This window comes from Verrucomicrobiota bacterium, assembly GCA_016200005.1.
In the GTDB taxonomy this organism is placed as follows: Bacteria; Verrucomicrobiota; Verrucomicrobiia; order Limisphaerales; family PALSA-1396; genus PALSA-1396.
On sequence record JACQFP010000041.1, the window covers coordinates 24080 to 38995 of the forward strand.

Below are 14916 nucleotides of genomic sequence, written 5' to 3' on the forward strand. Positions count from 1 at the left end.
TTCGATGCACTTTACCCATTGCTACGCTCCAACCGGATGAGACGCAAAGAAAAAGACTGGGCCGCACACCTGATTGGAACAGGACAGATGCAGTTGGGAATGTGCCGGAGCGCGCCAGGAGCGCGGGATTTATTCCGACGACCTCGGCGACGGCCGGCCACCAGGAATTCGTCCTGACTTACAACACGTTCGAAGCGATTGGCCCGGCCTGTCTGCCCGCCAACCCGGCATCCTGATGGACTGTTTGAATGCCGACGGCACGCCCGGAAAAATCTTCGCGCAATCAATGAGGATCAAGTAATGAAGCAGGCCGGCGTCGGCCACGACGACCCGATGCGTTTCGTTCCGTGATCGAGGGCGAGGAGGCGCATGGTCAAGAAAAGGATTGCTCAATGGTTTTCATCGGTAGAAACAGCCGGTGTGTCTGGCCAATGACTGGCACGAAACCGAACTTCCGATAAAATCGCACGGCGGATTCGTCCTTGGCTTCCACTATGACCGCAAACGCCGCGGTGGATTCGCTCCCTCGCAGAGCGCGCCGCAAGGCGTCGCCGAGGAGAAACTCCCCCAAGCCGCGCCCGCGATGGTTCAAATCAACGGCCAGCCGCCCCAGCAGTGTCGCCGGGATTTGATGATAACGAGGAAGCTTCCTGGCCACCGCCTCGGGCAATTCGGTCAGGTCAAACCCGGCATTCGACCACGCGTAATAACCGGCGATGTCACTCCCGACACGATGGATTAGGACGTATGGCGAAGCAACTCGTCGCCGGGCATCCTGCCCCGCCTGGGTTTGAAAGTAGTGGTCCAACGCTGCCACGCCACACCGAAACCGTGAACGGTCATGCCGTTCAGACAGGGGTTCGACAAAATACGCCTGGGCCAATTCGAGGCTCACCGCCCATTCCCTTTTGGTTGCCGGGCCATGAGCTGAATGTAGCGTCGCGCCGCCGCCCGGAGCCGGGCGTTGGGCTTGGGCGGACGCAGCAGCGCGTTCGCGAACTGGATGGACGCCTCGCGGTTGAGGCGGATGAGCTTGTGCTGCTCCACCGTTTGCACGGCGGCATCGTGGGCGCTGTTTATGAGAAAATCACTGAGGGTGACGCCACGCATCGCGGCGGCATCCAGCAGCAGTTCCTTCAACTCCGGCGAGACTCGCGCCTCCAGGCGGTCGTAACGGGGACGGGTGACTTTTCGTTTCGGTGCAGGCGTGGCGGGCTTCATGGTTGGACTATCCGGCAAATTGCCGGGTCAGTCAAGCGGCGAAGCCGAGCGCCGCATGCATTTCGTTCCGTGATCAAGGGGCGGCTGAGCGTGGACTGAAAACTAGCTTCCCGGAGATTGTCCTGGGAAATTCTCGACCAATCGCTCATTGCCAACCAGTGAAAGAATTAGGCCTTTACCCCTAATCTGAACCTTGTGGATTTCATCGAAAATCAGTTCGAGTTCAGCAGCGGCGGTTGAATTCACTGGGATCGGAATAGAATGATCATGAAGCCAACCTGCAGTTTTTGAGCGTCCCTCCCACACTGGACACGGAAAGTCCGGCAACTCACCCCGAATTTCGCCGGACTCGATAGCAAGTCTGGCAGCTTGGGTCCAGCCGGTTTCGGGATCAATTCCGGGGCGTCCTTCGAACTTATGAACATAGGCCGCCGAGAACGAAACGGTTATTCTTTGGCCAACCTGCGTAATGGACTCCACGTCCGAATCGTGAAGTTCGATCATGCTGTTGGGCGGGTTCACACGTTAATCTAAAATGGTGTCATCACCTTTGCCGCCGAACTTACCGTCTTCTCAATGTCTGTCTCGCTGTGTGCCGTCGAGAGGAAACCCGCCTCAAATTGCGACGGCGCGAGATATACGCCCGCGTCCAACATGCCGTGGAAGAATTTCTTGAACCGCTCGCGGTCGCTCTTCATCGCGTCGGCGAGATTCCAGACCGGTTCGCCGGTAAAGTAACCGCAAAACATCGAGCCACAACGGTTGAAGGTCACAGGCACACCGGCGGATTTGGCGGCGTCCTTCATCCCGGCTTCCAGTTGCGAACCGAGTTGTTCGAGGTGGGTGTAAGCCTTCGTTTCATTCGTAGCAGCCGACGTGAGGAGGCTCGTTTCAATTTCGGATTTCGGATTTCGGATTTCGGGTTTTTCAATTAGAGCCTCCTTGCGTCGGCCGCTACATAGTTCTTGGAGATTCGCAATTCCCGCCGCCATCGCCAGCGGATTGCCGCTCAACGTGCCGGCTTGATAGACCGGCCCGAGCGGCGCGAGGTAATCCATGATATCCGCCCGCCCGCCAAATGCGCCCACCGGCAGTCCGCCGCCGATGATTTTGCCGAGGCACGTCAAATCCGGCTTGATGCCGAAGCGTTCCTGCGCGCCGCCGGGCGCAAGGCGGAAGCCCGTCATCACTTCGTCGAAGATTAGCAACGCGCCGTCCTCCTGTGTGATCTTGCGCAGGAATTCCAGGTAGCCCGGCTTGGGCAAATACAGACCAGCGTTGCCTGGCACCGGCTCGACGATGATGCAGGCGATTTCGTTCTTGTTGGCGGCAAACGCAGCTTTAACCGGCTCCGTTTCATTGAAGGGCAAAACGATGGTGAGCTTCGCAAACTCCGCGGGCACACCGGCGCTGTCGGGATGGCCGAACGTGAGCGCTCCGCTGCCCGCCTTGACGAGCAGCGAATCTCCGTGGCCATGATAACAGCCATCGAACTTGATGATCTTGTCGCGCTTCGTAAATCCGCGCGCGAGCCGAATCGCGCTCATGCAGGCTTCCGTGCCGGAGTTGGTCATGCGCACCTTCTGCACGCTGGGGACGAGCGAGCAGATGAGCTTCGCCATCGTGACCTCGCTCGGATTCGGGATGCCGAAGCTCGTGCCGAGATCGGCGGCGGCTTTGATGGCGGAAACAATTTTTGGATGTGCGTGCCCGAGGATGGCCGGCCCCCACGTGCCGACGTAATCAATGTATTCATTGCCGTCCACGTCCCATACACGACAGCCGCTGGCCTTGTTGACGAAAAAAGGTTTGCCGCCCACCGCGCGGAAAGCGCGCACAGGCGAGTTCACGCCACCGGGAATGTAGTTCAATGCTTCGGCGAAGAGAGCGTCGGATTTGCTTCGGGACAGCATAGCATTATTGAGACGACTGAAGCTCAACGATCATCGGGTGAAAACTCACACGGGACGGCTTGGCGACCGTGACGGCGATAGACCTGGAAGTCTTTCCGGTCCACGGTCCAAATCTTGCAGCGCGTTGCCAGCTCAGTCATCCGTACGAGGCACGCATCGGCCAGTTCCATGTGCCGGTCGCGATACTTGTGCAACAAATCCAGCACCGATGTGGTTTCCGCGCAGAGATTGAATTCCAAAATCAGATCGCCGCGTTCAATCAGCTTGATTCCCGGAATTGGATCATTGAGGTGATAGGACAACTCCACCAGCACCGCATCACAAGTGATGAAGGGGGCGTTCGCAACAAATTCGCTGGCGCCCCATGCATGAAAGGATTCGCTTCGATTCAATGCGGCCAGCAACAATCCCGTATCAGCGATTTTTTTCACCGCGCTCCTTGAGGCGTCTGGAAATCACGCGGCGCGTGTTCCGGTTGGTGGCCGGCCCGGTGTTCAGCCGCACCGAACCGATGAGGTCGTGCGAGACGAACTTGTGCTGGCGCGGCGATGCTTCTTCGCTCAAGTCGCGTTCAACCAACGTGAGAATGTATTTGGTGCGGTCCTGACCCAGCTTGGCCGCGCGGGCGTCGATCGCTGCGATCACGGACGGACGCGCCCGAAGTGAAATAGGTTTTGTCATACGGCGTCGTATTACGACATTGGGATGCGGAAAGCAAGTCCGCGGCGACTGAAAGCTTTTTCTTCTTAAGGAGTACCGTTCGCCGAATGGCTGCACAAGCATTTTTCGCCAGCATTACCTGAAGGGAGCCAGTGCCATAGGGAGGGAATCCTTCGCCGGCGCGCTTCCGGGAGGCCCATTCAAGTCAATAGTTGCCCAAAGGAAATTCTGAATCCCGCCAGCAGTTTGGATTTTGCCAATTCGGCATCCACCGCGCGGGAATGAAGTTGATAGACGCCTTTCACCAAAGCGAAGACTTCGATGGAGCGGCTTTCTGGATCAACTATCCAATACTCGCCAATGCCGACCTGTTCGTAGAGTGCCTTCTTTTCGACGCGGTCGCGTTTCCAACTTCCTTGCGAAATGACTTCCACCACCAATTCCGGCACGCCTCGAATCCGGTCTTTGATGACTTCGTTGTTGGCACTTGAGATGAAAAAAACGTCGGGCTGAACAACGCGGTGTTGTGACAACACTACATCCAGCGGACTTAGAAAAACCTTTCCCGCCTTGTTGTCGCGCACAAAGTCGTGGAGCGCCCGGTAAAGACTCCCGACAATCGTTTGGTGTGAAGGTGTCGGTGTTGGTGACATAACAATTTCTCCATCCCACAATTCAATGGGCAGGTTGGTCTCCGGCAACTCGGCGAGCATGGCGTCGTACGTCCAGAGCCGTTTGGCTTTGGGCGGCTTGGGCAATACATCCGTTGTCATGATTTCAATAAGTCCTGTCTGAGTCGGAAAGTCAAATTGTATTGCAAGTGGGCCGTTTTGAATTTCATTCCCGATATTGTTGTGCGACGGGCACGCGACGACCGACGCCAAACGCTTTCGTCGTCACCTTGAGGCCGGGCGCGGCCTGGCGGCGTTTATATTCGCTCAAGTCAATCAGGCGAACTACGCGCTTCACAGTCGTCTCGTCGAAACCAGCGGCGATGATTTCCCGTGGCGACTTGGCGTGGACGACGTAGGCTTCGAGAATGGCGTCGAGCACATCGTAGGGCGGCAGCGAATCCTGATCGGTCTGGTTGGGGCGTAGTTCAGCAGATGGCGCTTTGGTGATGGATGCGGTTGGGATGATTTCCCTCTCGCGGTTGATCCATTTCGCGAGGCGATAGACCATCATCTTCGGCACATCGCTGATGACGGCGAGGCCGCCATTCATGTCGCCGTAAAGTGTGCAATAGCCGACGGCGAGCTCGCTCTTGTTGCCGGTGGTCAGCAGCAGCGAGCCAAGTTTATTGGAGAGTGCCATGAGCAATGTGCCGCGAATGCGAGCCTGCAAATTCTCTTCCGCCACGTCTTCGGCGCGACCGGCAAACACACCTTTCAACTGCGCCTTGCATTGCTCGAAAACCGGCTGGATGGCGATGATATCGTAACGGATGCCGAGATTGCGCGAGAGAATTGCCGCGTCATCAAGGCTGCCCTGCGAGGAATATTGAGAAGGCAGCGAAATGCCGCGAACATTCTCCTTGCCCAACGCAGCAACAGCGAGGCACGCAACGAGCGCCGAATCGATGCCGCCGCTCAATCCGAGCACCGCCGACTTGAAACCGCATTTGTGCAGGTAATCGCGCAAGCCCAGCACCAGCGCGCGATAAACCAGTTCCTCGTCGGACGGCAACGAACCCCTCTCCCGGCCTTTGGCCACCCTCTCCCCATCTGATGGCGAGAGGGATGGGGTGAGGGGCACGGCAGCCACATCCACAAAAAGCAAATCTTCCTCAAACAACTTTCCCTGCGCGACAAGTTCACCCGCGGCATTGAAAGCAAGGCTGCCGCCGTCGAAAATCAATTCGTCATTGCCACCAACTTGATTGCAGAACACGACCGGACGCTTAGTTTTCACCGCGATGCTGCGGAGCATTTCAAAGCGGGTCTGATTTTTTCCGAGATGCCACGGCGACGCGGACAGATTGAAAATGATTTGCGCGCCAGCCTCAGCCAGCTCGACTGGCGGGTTGTTGCGATAGCGGCGCTCCGGCCAGAAATCGTCGTCGTTCCAGATGTCCTCGCAAATCGTCAGGCCGATTTTCAGTCCATTGAACTCGACCGGCGCGTTCTCGTTCGCGGGCTGGAAGTAGCGGTCTTCGTCGAACACATCGTAAGTGGGCAGCAAAGTTTTCGCGCGGGTTGCCACGATCTTGCGGTTCTGCAACAGCGCCACGCTGTTCGTCACTTCGCGACCGGGTCGCTTCGCGTTCTCGCCGACGAAACCAAGCAGCAAGCCCGTCTTGCCCGTGGCAGCCGCGAGTTGATTGAGCGACTCAAGATTTTTGGCGACGAAATCCTTTCGCAGCAGCAGATCACGCGGAGGGTAGCCGGTGACGGCCAGTTCGGTGCTTACGACCAAGTCGACGCCAGCCTCGACACCGCGACGATACGCCGCGAGAATTTTCTCTGCGTTGCCGGAGAGGTCGCCGACGGTGGTGTTGAGTTGTGCCAGCGCAATCTTCATTGATCGAGGAACTTGAACAAACGTAATCCAACAAAAATCATACTCCGCGCTCCCACGCCGTCAGGGGCGGCGCAGGAAGGTTTGCGCCAACGAACCGCGTTCGGTGCGGATGACGGCGCCGGTGGAAACGTTGTGTCGCTGAAACCAACCCTGGCTGGTCTCCAATCCAAAGCGCACGTTCGTCGCCGCCGAAATGACAGGCGTCACATTGTGAGGTTGCAGGTTATGGATTTCCAAGATCACTCCATCCGTGTCGATGTAGGCGATGGAGAGCGGGACAAAACAATTGGTCATCCAGTAAGATGCCTGCCGCGCCGCAGGATGAACGAAAATCATCGCCTCATTCTCGGCGATGTTCGTCCGGAACATCATGCCCGTCATTTGTTGCTCGCCCGTGAGCGCCATTTCGGTGATCAACTCCTCCGTTCCCAGCCAGAGCCTGATCGTCGGCAGCCTGGGTTGGGCGTGCGTAGGAAGCAGGGGCGCGGAGGACGGCGGCGAACTGTCCTTCGATTTCTTCGAGCAACCAATAATCAAAGCCATGCCAACCAGAAAAAAACTCAATGTCCGAACGAATTGCACACCCAAAGAGTGCGGGAAGAAAGGAGCGCTTTCAATCACTGTTTGGAGAACGCGCCCAATTCAAGGCTTCGGCGACGCGGTTTTGAGGTGCCGGTCCATCCATGCCGTCATTTTATCCCACATGTCGGGAAGATAAACGTGGCCGACGCCCGGATAGATCACGCTTTCGTAAGCATCCTGCCGATTGTAAAGTTTATACACCGGACGCACCTTGGACTCGATGATGCGAATGCCCTCCACCGGCGATGCGCTATCCTTGTCGCCGGTCAAAAACAATACCGGTCGCGGCGCGATGAGGGCCACCACCGCTTCCGTGTCGAAATGGTTCAGCACTCCCGGCACAAAATAATAAATGCCGTGACCGGGCAGGGATTGTTGTTCGATCAGGTTTTGGTAACGCGTGAGGCAGGCCACCGCCACGCCAGTTTTGATGCGGTCGTCCAACGCCAGCAACCACCAGGTGCGTGTCGCGCCCATGCTGATGCCGGTGACACCGACGCGGTTGGCATCGACTTCGGGTCGCGACACCAGGTAATCCAACGCCATCAAATCGTCGCGGACGATCATGCCCCAGAGCGTGCGGCCGACCCAAAGGTTGAACTTACTCGCCGTCATCTCGCCCGCGCCGCCGCGTTCTTTGGCGCCACCCGGCCCTCGTCCGTTGCGTTCGCCGAAACAATACGCGTCGATCCCCAACACCACATAGCCACGCCGCGCCAACGTCGGACCTGGTTCCTGCGGCGTGTGCTCGGCGCGCAACATCTCCTCCTTGCCGTTGTCATACTGGCCGCCGTGCCAGTGGCAATACAGGATGGCAGGCGATTTGCCGGCGGCTTTTTTCGGCAGAAACAAATAGCCTGGAACGGTTGCGCCCGCGCCGTTGTCGAACTGAAATTTCTCCAGCCAATAATCGCCGCGATCTTCCCGCTTGAGGATTTGAACTTCGGGCTTGGTCGGTCCCGGCGGCAATTTGCCGAGCAATTGCCATAAGTCCGCGCGGATTTTGACGCGTTGCTTTTCCCACTTGGCGCGCGTGGCCGGAGCGGAAAACTCCGGCGTTGGGGGCGACTTCTCCAGCCAGCGTTGCCAGTCGGGTTTTGCGTTTTGAGCCATGATGCGGTTCGCGGACAAACCAAACCACACGCCCAGCAACAGCGTCAACGAGAATGCCGGACGACGGATGGCTGAAGAGAGCGCTGAAGACATGCCCGCTTGAATACCAAAGTGTCAAGTCCTTCGCCAGCCAATTCAGATGCGCTTTGGTTGCGCCGCGAGTACGCTGACGTTGCCGCAGCGTGTTGCCGTTTTTTCCACTTTACGTCGCGTGCTTTTTTCGTCATACCCGGCTTCGCCAATCAACCGTGCATCGACATGACTTCGAAACTGTTAACCACGCTCATGACCTTGGCGCTCTCGGCGCACGTGGCGAGTTGCGCCGATGCGAAGGTCAGGAAGTTGATTGAGTTTGGTTGGGATGAGCCGGACACCGCATTCATCCGCCAACATCTCGCCGAAATGGAGCGAACACCTTTTGATGGCTGTGTGTTTCACGTCAACTATCCCAAGCCGGACGGCCAGACGGGAAACTTCACCTGGGAATGTTGGAGTCACCGCGCCTTCAGGGCCGACGAACTCAAGACCGCGCTGGCTGATCTCAAGGCCACTCCATTCCGACGCTTCACGCACAATTTTCTGCGCTTCAACACCACGCCCGCTGACCTCGACTGGTTTGATGATCACAGCGCCGTGCTGACCAACGCCCGGCTTGCTGCTGGATTGGCGCGGGACGGAAAATGCAAGGGCCTCCTCTTCGACATCGAGCAGTACAACGCGCCGTTGTTCAACTACCGCAAACAACGCCAGGCAGCGACGCGAACCTGGAACGAGTACGCCGCGCAAGTACGCCAATGTGGACGGGAGACGATGAACGCATTCCAGGAAGGTTATCCCGGCCTTACCGTATTTCTCACGTTCGGCTACTGCCTGCCTTGGGCAGAATCGCAGAACGGGACGAAACCGCTGGCCGATTGCAGTTACGGTTTGCTGGCGCCGTTCCTGGACGGAATGGTGGAAGCGGCGAAAGGAAAAACGCGGTTGGTGGACGGTTACGAACGTTCTTACGGCTACAAGGACACAACGCGTTTTGCCGCAGCTTACGAAATTATGAAGACCGGTGTGCGGCCGATCGTCGCCGACGAGAAAAAGTATCATCGCGTTTTCTCCTTCGGGTTTGGCGTGTGGATGGACAACGACTGGCGCAAGCTCGGATGGAATGCAGATGATCCAACCAAGAACTTTTACTCGCCGGAGGAGTTCGCGGCGAGCGCGCGAAAGGCTCTGGAGGTGGCGGATGAATACGTCTGGATTTATACCGAGACGCCGCGTTGGTGGTCGCCGGAAGGCAAATCCGTCAAGCTGCCGGAAGCCTACGACGACGCCCTGCGCCGCGCCCGCAATGGACTGGCAAAGGATTGAGCCAGCAACACCGGCGGGCGTCCCTCAGACTACGAGACAATCCAATTCAAAATCGCCTTCTGAACATGCAGCCGGTTTTCCGCCGCGTCGAAAATGGTTTGAGCATTGTCTTCAAACGTGGCCTCGTCAATTTCCTTGCCGCGATACGCCGGCAGGCAATGCATCACCAACGCGCCAGGCTTCGCCAGCTTGACCAGCCGGGCGTTGATCTGGTAGCCGGTTAGTTGTTTGATGCGCGCGGCGGATTCCGCCTCTTTACCCATTGAAACCCAAACATCAGTGTAGAGCAAATCCGCGCCCTTTGCGGCGGCTTTCAAATCCTCCGTGCACATAATTGTGCCGCCGGCGCGTTTCAGCGACGCGGCTGCCGGTTGAAACTTTTTTGGCGCGGCGATGCGCAATTCAAATCCCAGCTTCGCCGCGGCAAAAATCCAGGAGTTGGCTACGTTGCACGCACCATCGCCGATGAACGCGACGGTTTTACCTGCTATCGGTCCACGCTTCTCTTGAAACGTAAAAATGTCGGCAAGAATCTGGCAAGGATGCTCGTCATCCGTCAGCGCGTTGATGGTCGGGATGCCGGAATACGTTGCGAACTCCTCCACGTCGCTCTGCGCGTAGGTGCGGATGACCGCGCCGTGAATCATGCGACCCAGCACCCGCGCGGTGTCCTTGATCGGTTCGCCGCGGCCGAGTTGGATTTCACTGGCGTTAAGAAACATCACTTCGCCGCCGAGTTCCCGGATTCCCACTTCAAACGAAACGCGTGTCCGCGTGGACGACTTGGAAAAGAGCAACGCCCAGATTTTCCCCGTCAACGGTTTGTGCGCATGGTGACCGCGCTCCTTTTTGATGGTCGTGGCGGCGGTGAGAATTTGCTCCATGTCCGCGCGCGCCAGCTTTTCAATGCTCAACAAATGTTTCATGATCGAATCGCATTCGGGAATCTCCCCGAAAGGCAGTTTATTAACCAAAGCGGGCGGGCGCGTCACTCATATTTCTTCGCCCGGTCCGCGACGCGCCAGAGATACCACGCCGCCGTGGTGCGGTGCGGACGCCAGCGTTCCCCGTGCGCGAGGATCTCCTTCGCCGTTGGTAATTCGCGCTTCTTGTAGGCAAGGCGGAAGCCCATCCGCACGCCAAAGTCATCCGCTGGCAAGACATCGAGCCGCCCAAGCTGGAAAATCAAAAGCATCTCGACGGTCCAGCGCCCGACGCCGCGTACTTCGGTGAGCCGCGCTACGATCTCGTCGTCGGACAACTGCGTAATCCGCCGCGACGGCGGCACAGTGCCGTCCAAGGTTCTTGCCGCGATGTCGCGAATCGAAGCCACCTTCGCTCGTGAGAAACCCGCGCCACGGATCGCGTCGTCTGACACGGACGGCAGATCTTCCGGGCGCGGAAACCGGCGTCCCGGAAACAGCTTGATGAAACGTTTCAGAATGGTGCTGGCCGCCGTGCCGTTGAGTTGTTGATGCGCCACGGCCTGCACAAGCGATTGAAACGGCGGGCGGCGGGTCTCCGGCTCAAGCGCGCAAGGCCCGACTTCGCGGATGAGCCGCTGCATCACGGGGTCCGCACCGGAGAGATGACGAAGCGCGGCGGCGTTCATGCAAGTTCAGACCAGCTTCGCCACCACCGATTCAATGATCTTAATTCCTTCTTCCGCTTCGCTGCGCCGCAGGTTCAGGGCGGGCAATAAGCGCACTACTTGATTGCCGGAAGGAATCGTCAACAGACCCGCATCATGCAACCGGTTCACAAACTGAATGGCCGCCGACTTTTCGCCCGCGACTAAAGCGCGGATCTTCTCCTTCTCCCAGAGCTCAAGACCCAGCATGAAACCCAGACCGCGCACGCCCTTGAGGACATTCGGAAATTGTTGAGTCATCCGCAACAACTCTGATTTCAAAAACTCTCCGGTTTGACGCGCATTGTCCGCGAGCTTTTCGCGCTGGATGACTTCCAGAATTTTCAGCGCGACAGCGCAGCCCAGTGGATTGCCGCCAAAAGTTGTCCCGTGTGTTCCGGCACCGAGCAGGTCGGCGTATGGGTCGCGCACCCAGAACGCGCCGATGGGAAAACCACCACCGAGCGACTTGGCCATGGAGATGCCGTCGGGCACAAATCCCTCTCCGCGCTCCTTGGTCTCAAGAATCCGCTGGTAACTTTGAAACCGGCCCGTGCGGAAATGTCCGCATTGCACGCCGTCCATCAGCAGCAACAATTTCCTCTCGTCGCACAGTTGCCGCAGACCCAGCAGATATTCTGGCGCGGCCGGCGTGACACCACCCTCGCCTTGTATCCCTTCGATCAGTATGGCGGCGGTCGCCGGAGAAATCGCTTCGCGCATCGCGTCGAGATCATTGAAAGCAACGTGTCGAAAGCCCGTCATCAGCGGCTCAAAACCTTTTTTGACTTTCTCCTGACCGGTGGCCGCGATGCCGGCAAGCGTCCGCCCGTGAAACGAATTCAGCGCCGTAATGATTTCAAACCGGCCTTCATCGTGACCAAACTTGCGCGCGAGCTTGAACAACCCTTCATTGGCCTCCGCGCCGCTGTTGCAGAAGAAAACCTTGCCGGGCGCAATCAGGTTCACGAGCGACTGCGCCAGCCGCCCTTGCCCCTCGTGATAATAGAGATTGGAAACGTGAACAAGCTTGCGTGACTGCTCGATGAGCGCCTCGGTGATTTCCGCGTTGGCATGGCCGAGCGAACAAACGGCGATGCCGCCTCCTAAATCAAGATAGCGTTTGCCGGTCACGTCCCAAACGTAGCTGCCCGCGCCGCGACTGAACGCCACATCAAAGCGCGCGTAACTTGGGACGACGTTTTTCTGAAACAACGCCTGGATCGCCGCAACGTCGTTGCGCACGATGGGCGGAGGCGAAGGAGCAATTTCTTTCATTGGCTTCATTTAACCGAAGAGAGGCGGAGGCGCAGAGAAAAAAATGAACTCACAAAACGATTTCTGTCCCGTTGCCTTCGTCGGTGAAGATTTCCAGTAACACCGAGTGCTGCAAACGACCGTCCACAAAGGAAACTTTTTCCACGCCGGCTCTGATGGCGGCGACGGCGCTATCCACTTTGGGAATCATACCCTCGTCAATAACACCGGCTTGCTTGAGTTGATCCACTTCGGAAACTTTCAGATGAGGGAGGACGGAGTCCGGCTGTTTAGGATTGCGCAGCAAGCCCGGCACGTCGCTCATGAACACAAGCCGCTTGGCCTTGAGAGCGATGGCGGCTTGCGCAGCGGCCACATCGGCGTTGCAGTTGTAAATCTTGCCGTCCTCGCCCAGCGCGGTCGGACTGATGACCGGTGTGATGCTGCGCCGGATGCACTCGCGCAACGGCTCGAGGTTCACCGCCGTGACTTCGCCGACGAAGCCGATGTCAATCTTCGCGCCGGGCTTGTCCTTGTCGTCGAGCCAGAGTTTACGGCATTTGAAAATGTCCGCGCCGCAAAAGCCGCGCGCCTTGCCGCCGAGCGATTCGATGGTCTTGACGATCTCCGGATTGATCTCGCGCGAAAGCACGCGGTCCACCACGTCCACCGTCGCCTCGTCAGTCGTGCGCTGACCTTGAATGAAACTCGGCTTGAACCCCGCGGCCTCCATCGCCCGCGTGATGGCCTTGCCGCCACCGTGCACGACCACCGGGTTGATGCCCACGGCTTCGAGGAACACGACATCGCGTGCGACGCCGTTGCGGACGTTGGCGTCCGGAGAGTCCATGAATGAGCCGCCGTATTTGACGACGAACGTCTGGCTGCGGAAACGCTGGATGTAAGGCAGCGCTTCAAGCAGCGTCGCGGCTTTGGCAATGAGGTCTTGCATGAAGGAAAATTCAAACTGCTGGGCCGATGACGGATTGCGCCCACGCAAAAACCTCTTCCGCGAGGGCCAGCAACCGTTGCTGCTCCTTTACACCGGGCTGCTGGACGTAACCCGGATAACGCCGGTGCGTGGCATACGGCGTGAGTTCATTCAACGCGGCGCGGTCGAACGGAACGGAACGTCCCTGGCTGCAGTAAAGCGCGAATAATTCGGTGAGGTCGTGGGTGAAGGGAAATTTCGCCCCGGCTTGGATGAGCAAGCCTTTGATCGACTTCTCGACCGCTTGTTGCGCGTGAAAACCGACGATGTTCGGCAGGATGTCTGGGTCGCCGCAGAGTTTTCTGGCCGCTTTGAGGTCCTCCCCGGCAAAGCGCAACCACTCGCACGGGTTGGGGTCAGTTGAGAGTGGCTGGCCGCTCATAAACAATGCGCCCGTTCTCCGTCGCCTCGTAGTAGATCAAATCCCAACGATGCCGCAGCCGCTCATATTCGCTGACCGGCACAACCAAAATATCCATTGGCATATCAACGTCATCCACCGCGTTCCGCAGCCGCACACTTTCACTGTGCGGATTCTTGACCGTGTCATCCGTGACCACCAGCACATCCAGATCGCTGTCACGGTTCGTTTGCTGGCGAACGTAAGAACCGAAGAGAATGATTTTGCGCGGAAGCGCGACTTCGATCAGCCGACGCACAACCGCCTCGACCTTTTCGGGCGTCACCGCCCAGGGAACATCCAGCGCCACGCTCATGGCTCAAAGAAACTCCACGTTTGCAATGCTGGCAAGCTGATTCCCTCGCGCCACGCCGTTGCGGACGTTGGTGTCTGGCGAATCCATGAAGCTGCCGCCGTATTTGACGACGAACGTCTGGCTGCGGAAACGCTGGATGTAAGGCAACGCTTCAAGCAACGTCGCGGCTTTGGCGATGAGGTCTTGCATGTCGGTCAGGAATTCTCCAATAGTGACGCGAGTTTTGCATCGTCCAATCGCTCTTTAGCGATTTTATATTTGGGGTCAATCTTCAAGGCTTCCTGATAACATTTTATCGCTTCAGCATAATCTCTTTTACCAAGTAAGATTCCGCCCAAGTTAAAGTAAGCTTCGTCCAAACAACCTTCAGAACATTTAAGCGCGCGGCGATAATACGCCTCGGATTGTTTAAGCAAGCCACGCCTAAAAGCATTGCTGGCCAAAAAAATGTGCCAAGTCGCATCTCTTGGATTATGAACCAAAGCTTTGCGATACCAAAACGCCGCTTGCTTGAAATCACCTTTGGCTTGGAACAAATGTCCCATCTGCGCGTATGCAATTGGCAGCGCTTTTTGGGGACACAACGTGATTGCCCGCCGAATTGCTTTTTCTGCCTCTGTATATCGAGCAAGTTCTCCTTGAGTCTTTCCATAAAGCAGCCAAACAAAAGAACCGCGCTTCTGAAATTTCCGCAGATGTTTTTTGCAAAGTTCCACGACGACCGCAACTTGGCCTCTATCGTCTGCCAAGCATATTTGATTAAAACTTTCTTTGGAATCATCCATAATCATCCTCCTAAAGTCGTCGGGTCGGAGAAATTTCCAAAAGTTGTGGATGGCGGGGGGTGGAGGGCATCCCAAGGGTAAATGTGTTTACGCTGCTATTGCCTTGGGGTTGAGTTCGACACCATCGACGAACTTCACTCCCGCGATCACGCGATCCAGTAACTCA

Annotated in this window: 18 protein-coding genes and 1 pseudogene; 1 reads left to right on the plus strand and 18 read right to left on the minus strand. The window is 57.4% G+C overall.

Annotated features, from left to right (window positions below; translation table 11 throughout):
- Positions 1-373 precede the first annotated feature (373 nt).
- The 10 genes from HY298_14780 to HY298_14825 all read right to left on the minus strand — a co-directional run bounded on the left by HY298_14780 (position 374) and on the right by HY298_14825 (position 8102).
- Positions 374-895 (minus strand): GNAT family N-acetyltransferase, encoded by a 522-nt coding sequence (locus HY298_14780; GenBank protein MBI3851521.1) that lies wholly within the window; start codon positions 893-895, stop codon positions 374-376.
- Positions 892-1221, minus strand: coding sequence for a DUF1778 domain-containing protein (locus HY298_14785; GenBank protein MBI3851522.1), 330 nt, complete (start codon positions 1219-1221; stop codon positions 892-894). Before HY298_14785 ends, HY298_14780 begins: the two co-directional genes overlap by 4 nt.
- Positions 1222-1323: 102 nt before the next feature.
- Positions 1324-1725 (minus strand): hypothetical protein, encoded by a 402-nt coding sequence (locus HY298_14790; protein MBI3851523.1) that lies wholly within the window; start codon positions 1723-1725, stop codon positions 1324-1326.
- Positions 1726-1751: 26 nt separating this feature from the next.
- A complete protein-coding gene (locus HY298_14795; protein ID MBI3851524.1) occupies positions 1752-3134 on the minus strand; it encodes a glutamate-1-semialdehyde 2,1-aminomutase in 1383 nt (460 codons plus the stop codon).
- A gap of 23 nt (positions 3135-3157) precedes the next feature.
- Positions 3158-3565, minus strand: a complete 408-nt coding sequence (locus HY298_14800; protein MBI3851525.1) for a hypothetical protein — start codon at positions 3563-3565, stop codon at positions 3158-3160.
- Positions 3549-3815 carry a hypothetical protein gene (locus HY298_14805; GenBank protein ID MBI3851526.1) on the minus strand — a complete coding sequence of 89 codons (267 nt, stop codon included), beginning with the start codon at positions 3813-3815 and terminating at the stop codon, positions 3549-3551. Before HY298_14805 ends, HY298_14800 begins: the two co-directional genes overlap by 17 nt.
- A 179-nt stretch (positions 3816-3994) precedes the next feature.
- Positions 3995-4567, minus strand: a complete 573-nt coding sequence (locus tag HY298_14810; GenBank protein MBI3851527.1) for a Uma2 family endonuclease — start codon at positions 4565-4567, stop codon at positions 3995-3997.
- Positions 4568-4631: 64 nt separating this feature from the next.
- Positions 4632-6314, minus strand: a complete 1683-nt coding sequence (locus HY298_14815; GenBank protein MBI3851528.1) for an NAD+ synthase — start codon at positions 6312-6314, stop codon at positions 4632-4634.
- Between the two features lie 60 nt (positions 6315-6374).
- Positions 6375-6857 carry a DUF192 domain-containing protein gene (locus tag HY298_14820; protein ID MBI3851529.1) on the minus strand — a complete coding sequence of 161 codons (483 nt, stop codon included), beginning with the start codon at positions 6855-6857 and terminating at the stop codon, positions 6375-6377.
- A gap of 99 nt (positions 6858-6956) precedes the next feature.
- Positions 6957-8102: a prolyl oligopeptidase family serine peptidase gene (locus HY298_14825; protein MBI3851530.1), complete on the minus strand. Its 1146-nt coding sequence runs from the start codon at positions 8100-8102 to the stop codon at positions 6957-6959.
- Between the two features lie 165 nt (positions 8103-8267).
- On the opposite strand from HY298_14825, the gene HY298_14830 reads away from it, so the two are divergent.
- Positions 8268-9371: a hypothetical protein gene (locus HY298_14830; protein ID MBI3851531.1), complete on the plus strand. Its 1104-nt coding sequence runs from the start codon at positions 8268-8270 to the stop codon at positions 9369-9371.
- Positions 9372-9400: 29 nt separating this feature from the next.
- On the opposite strand, the gene argF is transcribed toward HY298_14830, so the two are convergent.
- From argF to HY298_14870, 8 genes and pseudogenes are all read right to left on the minus strand, one after another.
- Complete coding sequence (argF, locus tag HY298_14835) at positions 9401-10297, minus strand: ornithine carbamoyltransferase (GenBank protein ID MBI3851532.1); 897 nt, start codon at positions 10295-10297, stop codon at positions 9401-9403.
- A gap of 62 nt (positions 10298-10359) precedes the next feature.
- Positions 10360-10983, minus strand: coding sequence for a DNA-3-methyladenine glycosylase 2 family protein (locus tag HY298_14840; protein ID MBI3851533.1), 624 nt, complete (start codon positions 10981-10983; stop codon positions 10360-10362).
- Positions 10984-10989: 6 nt separating this feature from the next.
- Entirely contained in the window at positions 10990-12279 is a 1290-nt protein-coding gene (locus HY298_14845; GenBank protein MBI3851534.1) for an aspartate aminotransferase family protein, read from the minus strand.
- 49 nt (positions 12280-12328) lie between these two features.
- Positions 12329-13210 (minus strand): acetylglutamate kinase, encoded by an 882-nt coding sequence (gene argB, locus HY298_14850; protein ID MBI3851535.1) that lies wholly within the window; start codon positions 13208-13210, stop codon positions 12329-12331.
- Between the two features lie 10 nt (positions 13211-13220).
- Positions 13221-13631 (minus strand): HEPN domain-containing protein, encoded by a 411-nt coding sequence (locus tag HY298_14855; GenBank protein MBI3851536.1) that lies wholly within the window; start codon positions 13629-13631, stop codon positions 13221-13223.
- Positions 13606-13965 carry a nucleotidyltransferase domain-containing protein gene (locus HY298_14860; protein MBI3851537.1) on the minus strand — a complete coding sequence of 120 codons (360 nt, stop codon included), beginning with the start codon at positions 13963-13965 and terminating at the stop codon, positions 13606-13608. Before HY298_14860 ends, HY298_14855 begins: the two co-directional genes overlap by 26 nt.
- Before the next feature lie 81 nt (positions 13966-14046).
- A pseudogene (locus HY298_14865) lies at positions 14047-14154 on the minus strand (acetylglutamate kinase).
- Between the two features lie 5 nt (positions 14155-14159).
- Positions 14160-14750 (minus strand): tetratricopeptide repeat protein, encoded by a 591-nt coding sequence (locus HY298_14870; protein MBI3851538.1) that lies wholly within the window; start codon positions 14748-14750, stop codon positions 14160-14162.
- Positions 14751-14916 lie beyond the last annotated feature (166 nt).

Bases quoted from the DNA above. Each gene is read 5' to 3' on its own strand.
- HY298_14785 (MBI3851522.1), bottom strand. From the start codon at position 1,221: ATGAAGCCCGCCACGCCTGCACCGAAACGAAAAGTCACCCGTCCCCGT.
- HY298_14790 (MBI3851523.1), bottom strand. From the start codon at position 1,725: ATGATCGAACTTCACGATTCGGACGTGGAGTCCATTACGCAGGTTGGC.
- HY298_14795 (MBI3851524.1), bottom strand. From the start codon at position 3,134: ATGCTGTCCCGAAGCAAATCCGACGCTCTCTTCGCCGAAGCATTGAAC.
- HY298_14805 (MBI3851526.1), bottom strand. From the start codon at position 3,815: ATGACAAAACCTATTTCACTTCGGGCGCGTCCGTCCGTGATCGCAGCG.
- HY298_14810 (MBI3851527.1), bottom strand. From the start codon at position 4,567: ATGACAACGGATGTATTGCCCAAGCCGCCCAAAGCCAAACGGCTCTGG.
- HY298_14815 (MBI3851528.1), bottom strand. From the start codon at position 6,314: ATGAAGATTGCGCTGGCACAACTCAACACCACCGTCGGCGACCTCTCC.
- HY298_14820 (MBI3851529.1), bottom strand. From the start codon at position 6,857: ATGGCTTTGATTATTGGTTGCTCGAAGAAATCGAAGGACAGTTCGCCG.
- HY298_14825 (MBI3851530.1), bottom strand. From the start codon at position 8,102: ATGTCTTCAGCGCTCTCTTCAGCCATCCGTCGTCCGGCATTCTCGTTG.
- HY298_14830 (MBI3851531.1), top strand. From the start codon at position 8,268: ATGACTTCGAAACTGTTAACCACGCTCATGACCTTGGCGCTCTCGGCG.
- argF (MBI3851532.1), bottom strand. From the start codon at position 10,297: ATGAAACATTTGTTGAGCATTGAAAAGCTGGCGCGCGCGGACATGGAG.
- HY298_14840 (MBI3851533.1), bottom strand. From the start codon at position 10,983: ATGAACGCCGCCGCGCTTCGTCATCTCTCCGGTGCGGACCCCGTGATG.
- HY298_14845 (MBI3851534.1), bottom strand. From the start codon at position 12,279: ATGAAAGAAATTGCTCCTTCGCCTCCGCCCATCGTGCGCAACGACGTT.
- argB (MBI3851535.1), bottom strand. From the start codon at position 13,210: ATGCAAGACCTCATTGCCAAAGCCGCGACGCTGCTTGAAGCGCTGCCT.
- HY298_14855 (MBI3851536.1), bottom strand. From the start codon at position 13,631: ATGAGCGGCCAGCCACTCTCAACTGACCCCAACCCGTGCGAGTGGTTG.
- HY298_14860 (MBI3851537.1), bottom strand. From the start codon at position 13,965: ATGAGCGTGGCGCTGGATGTTCCCTGGGCGGTGACGCCCGAAAAGGTC.
- HY298_14870 (MBI3851538.1), bottom strand. From the start codon at position 14,750: ATGGATGATTCCAAAGAAAGTTTTAATCAAATATGCTTGGCAGACGAT.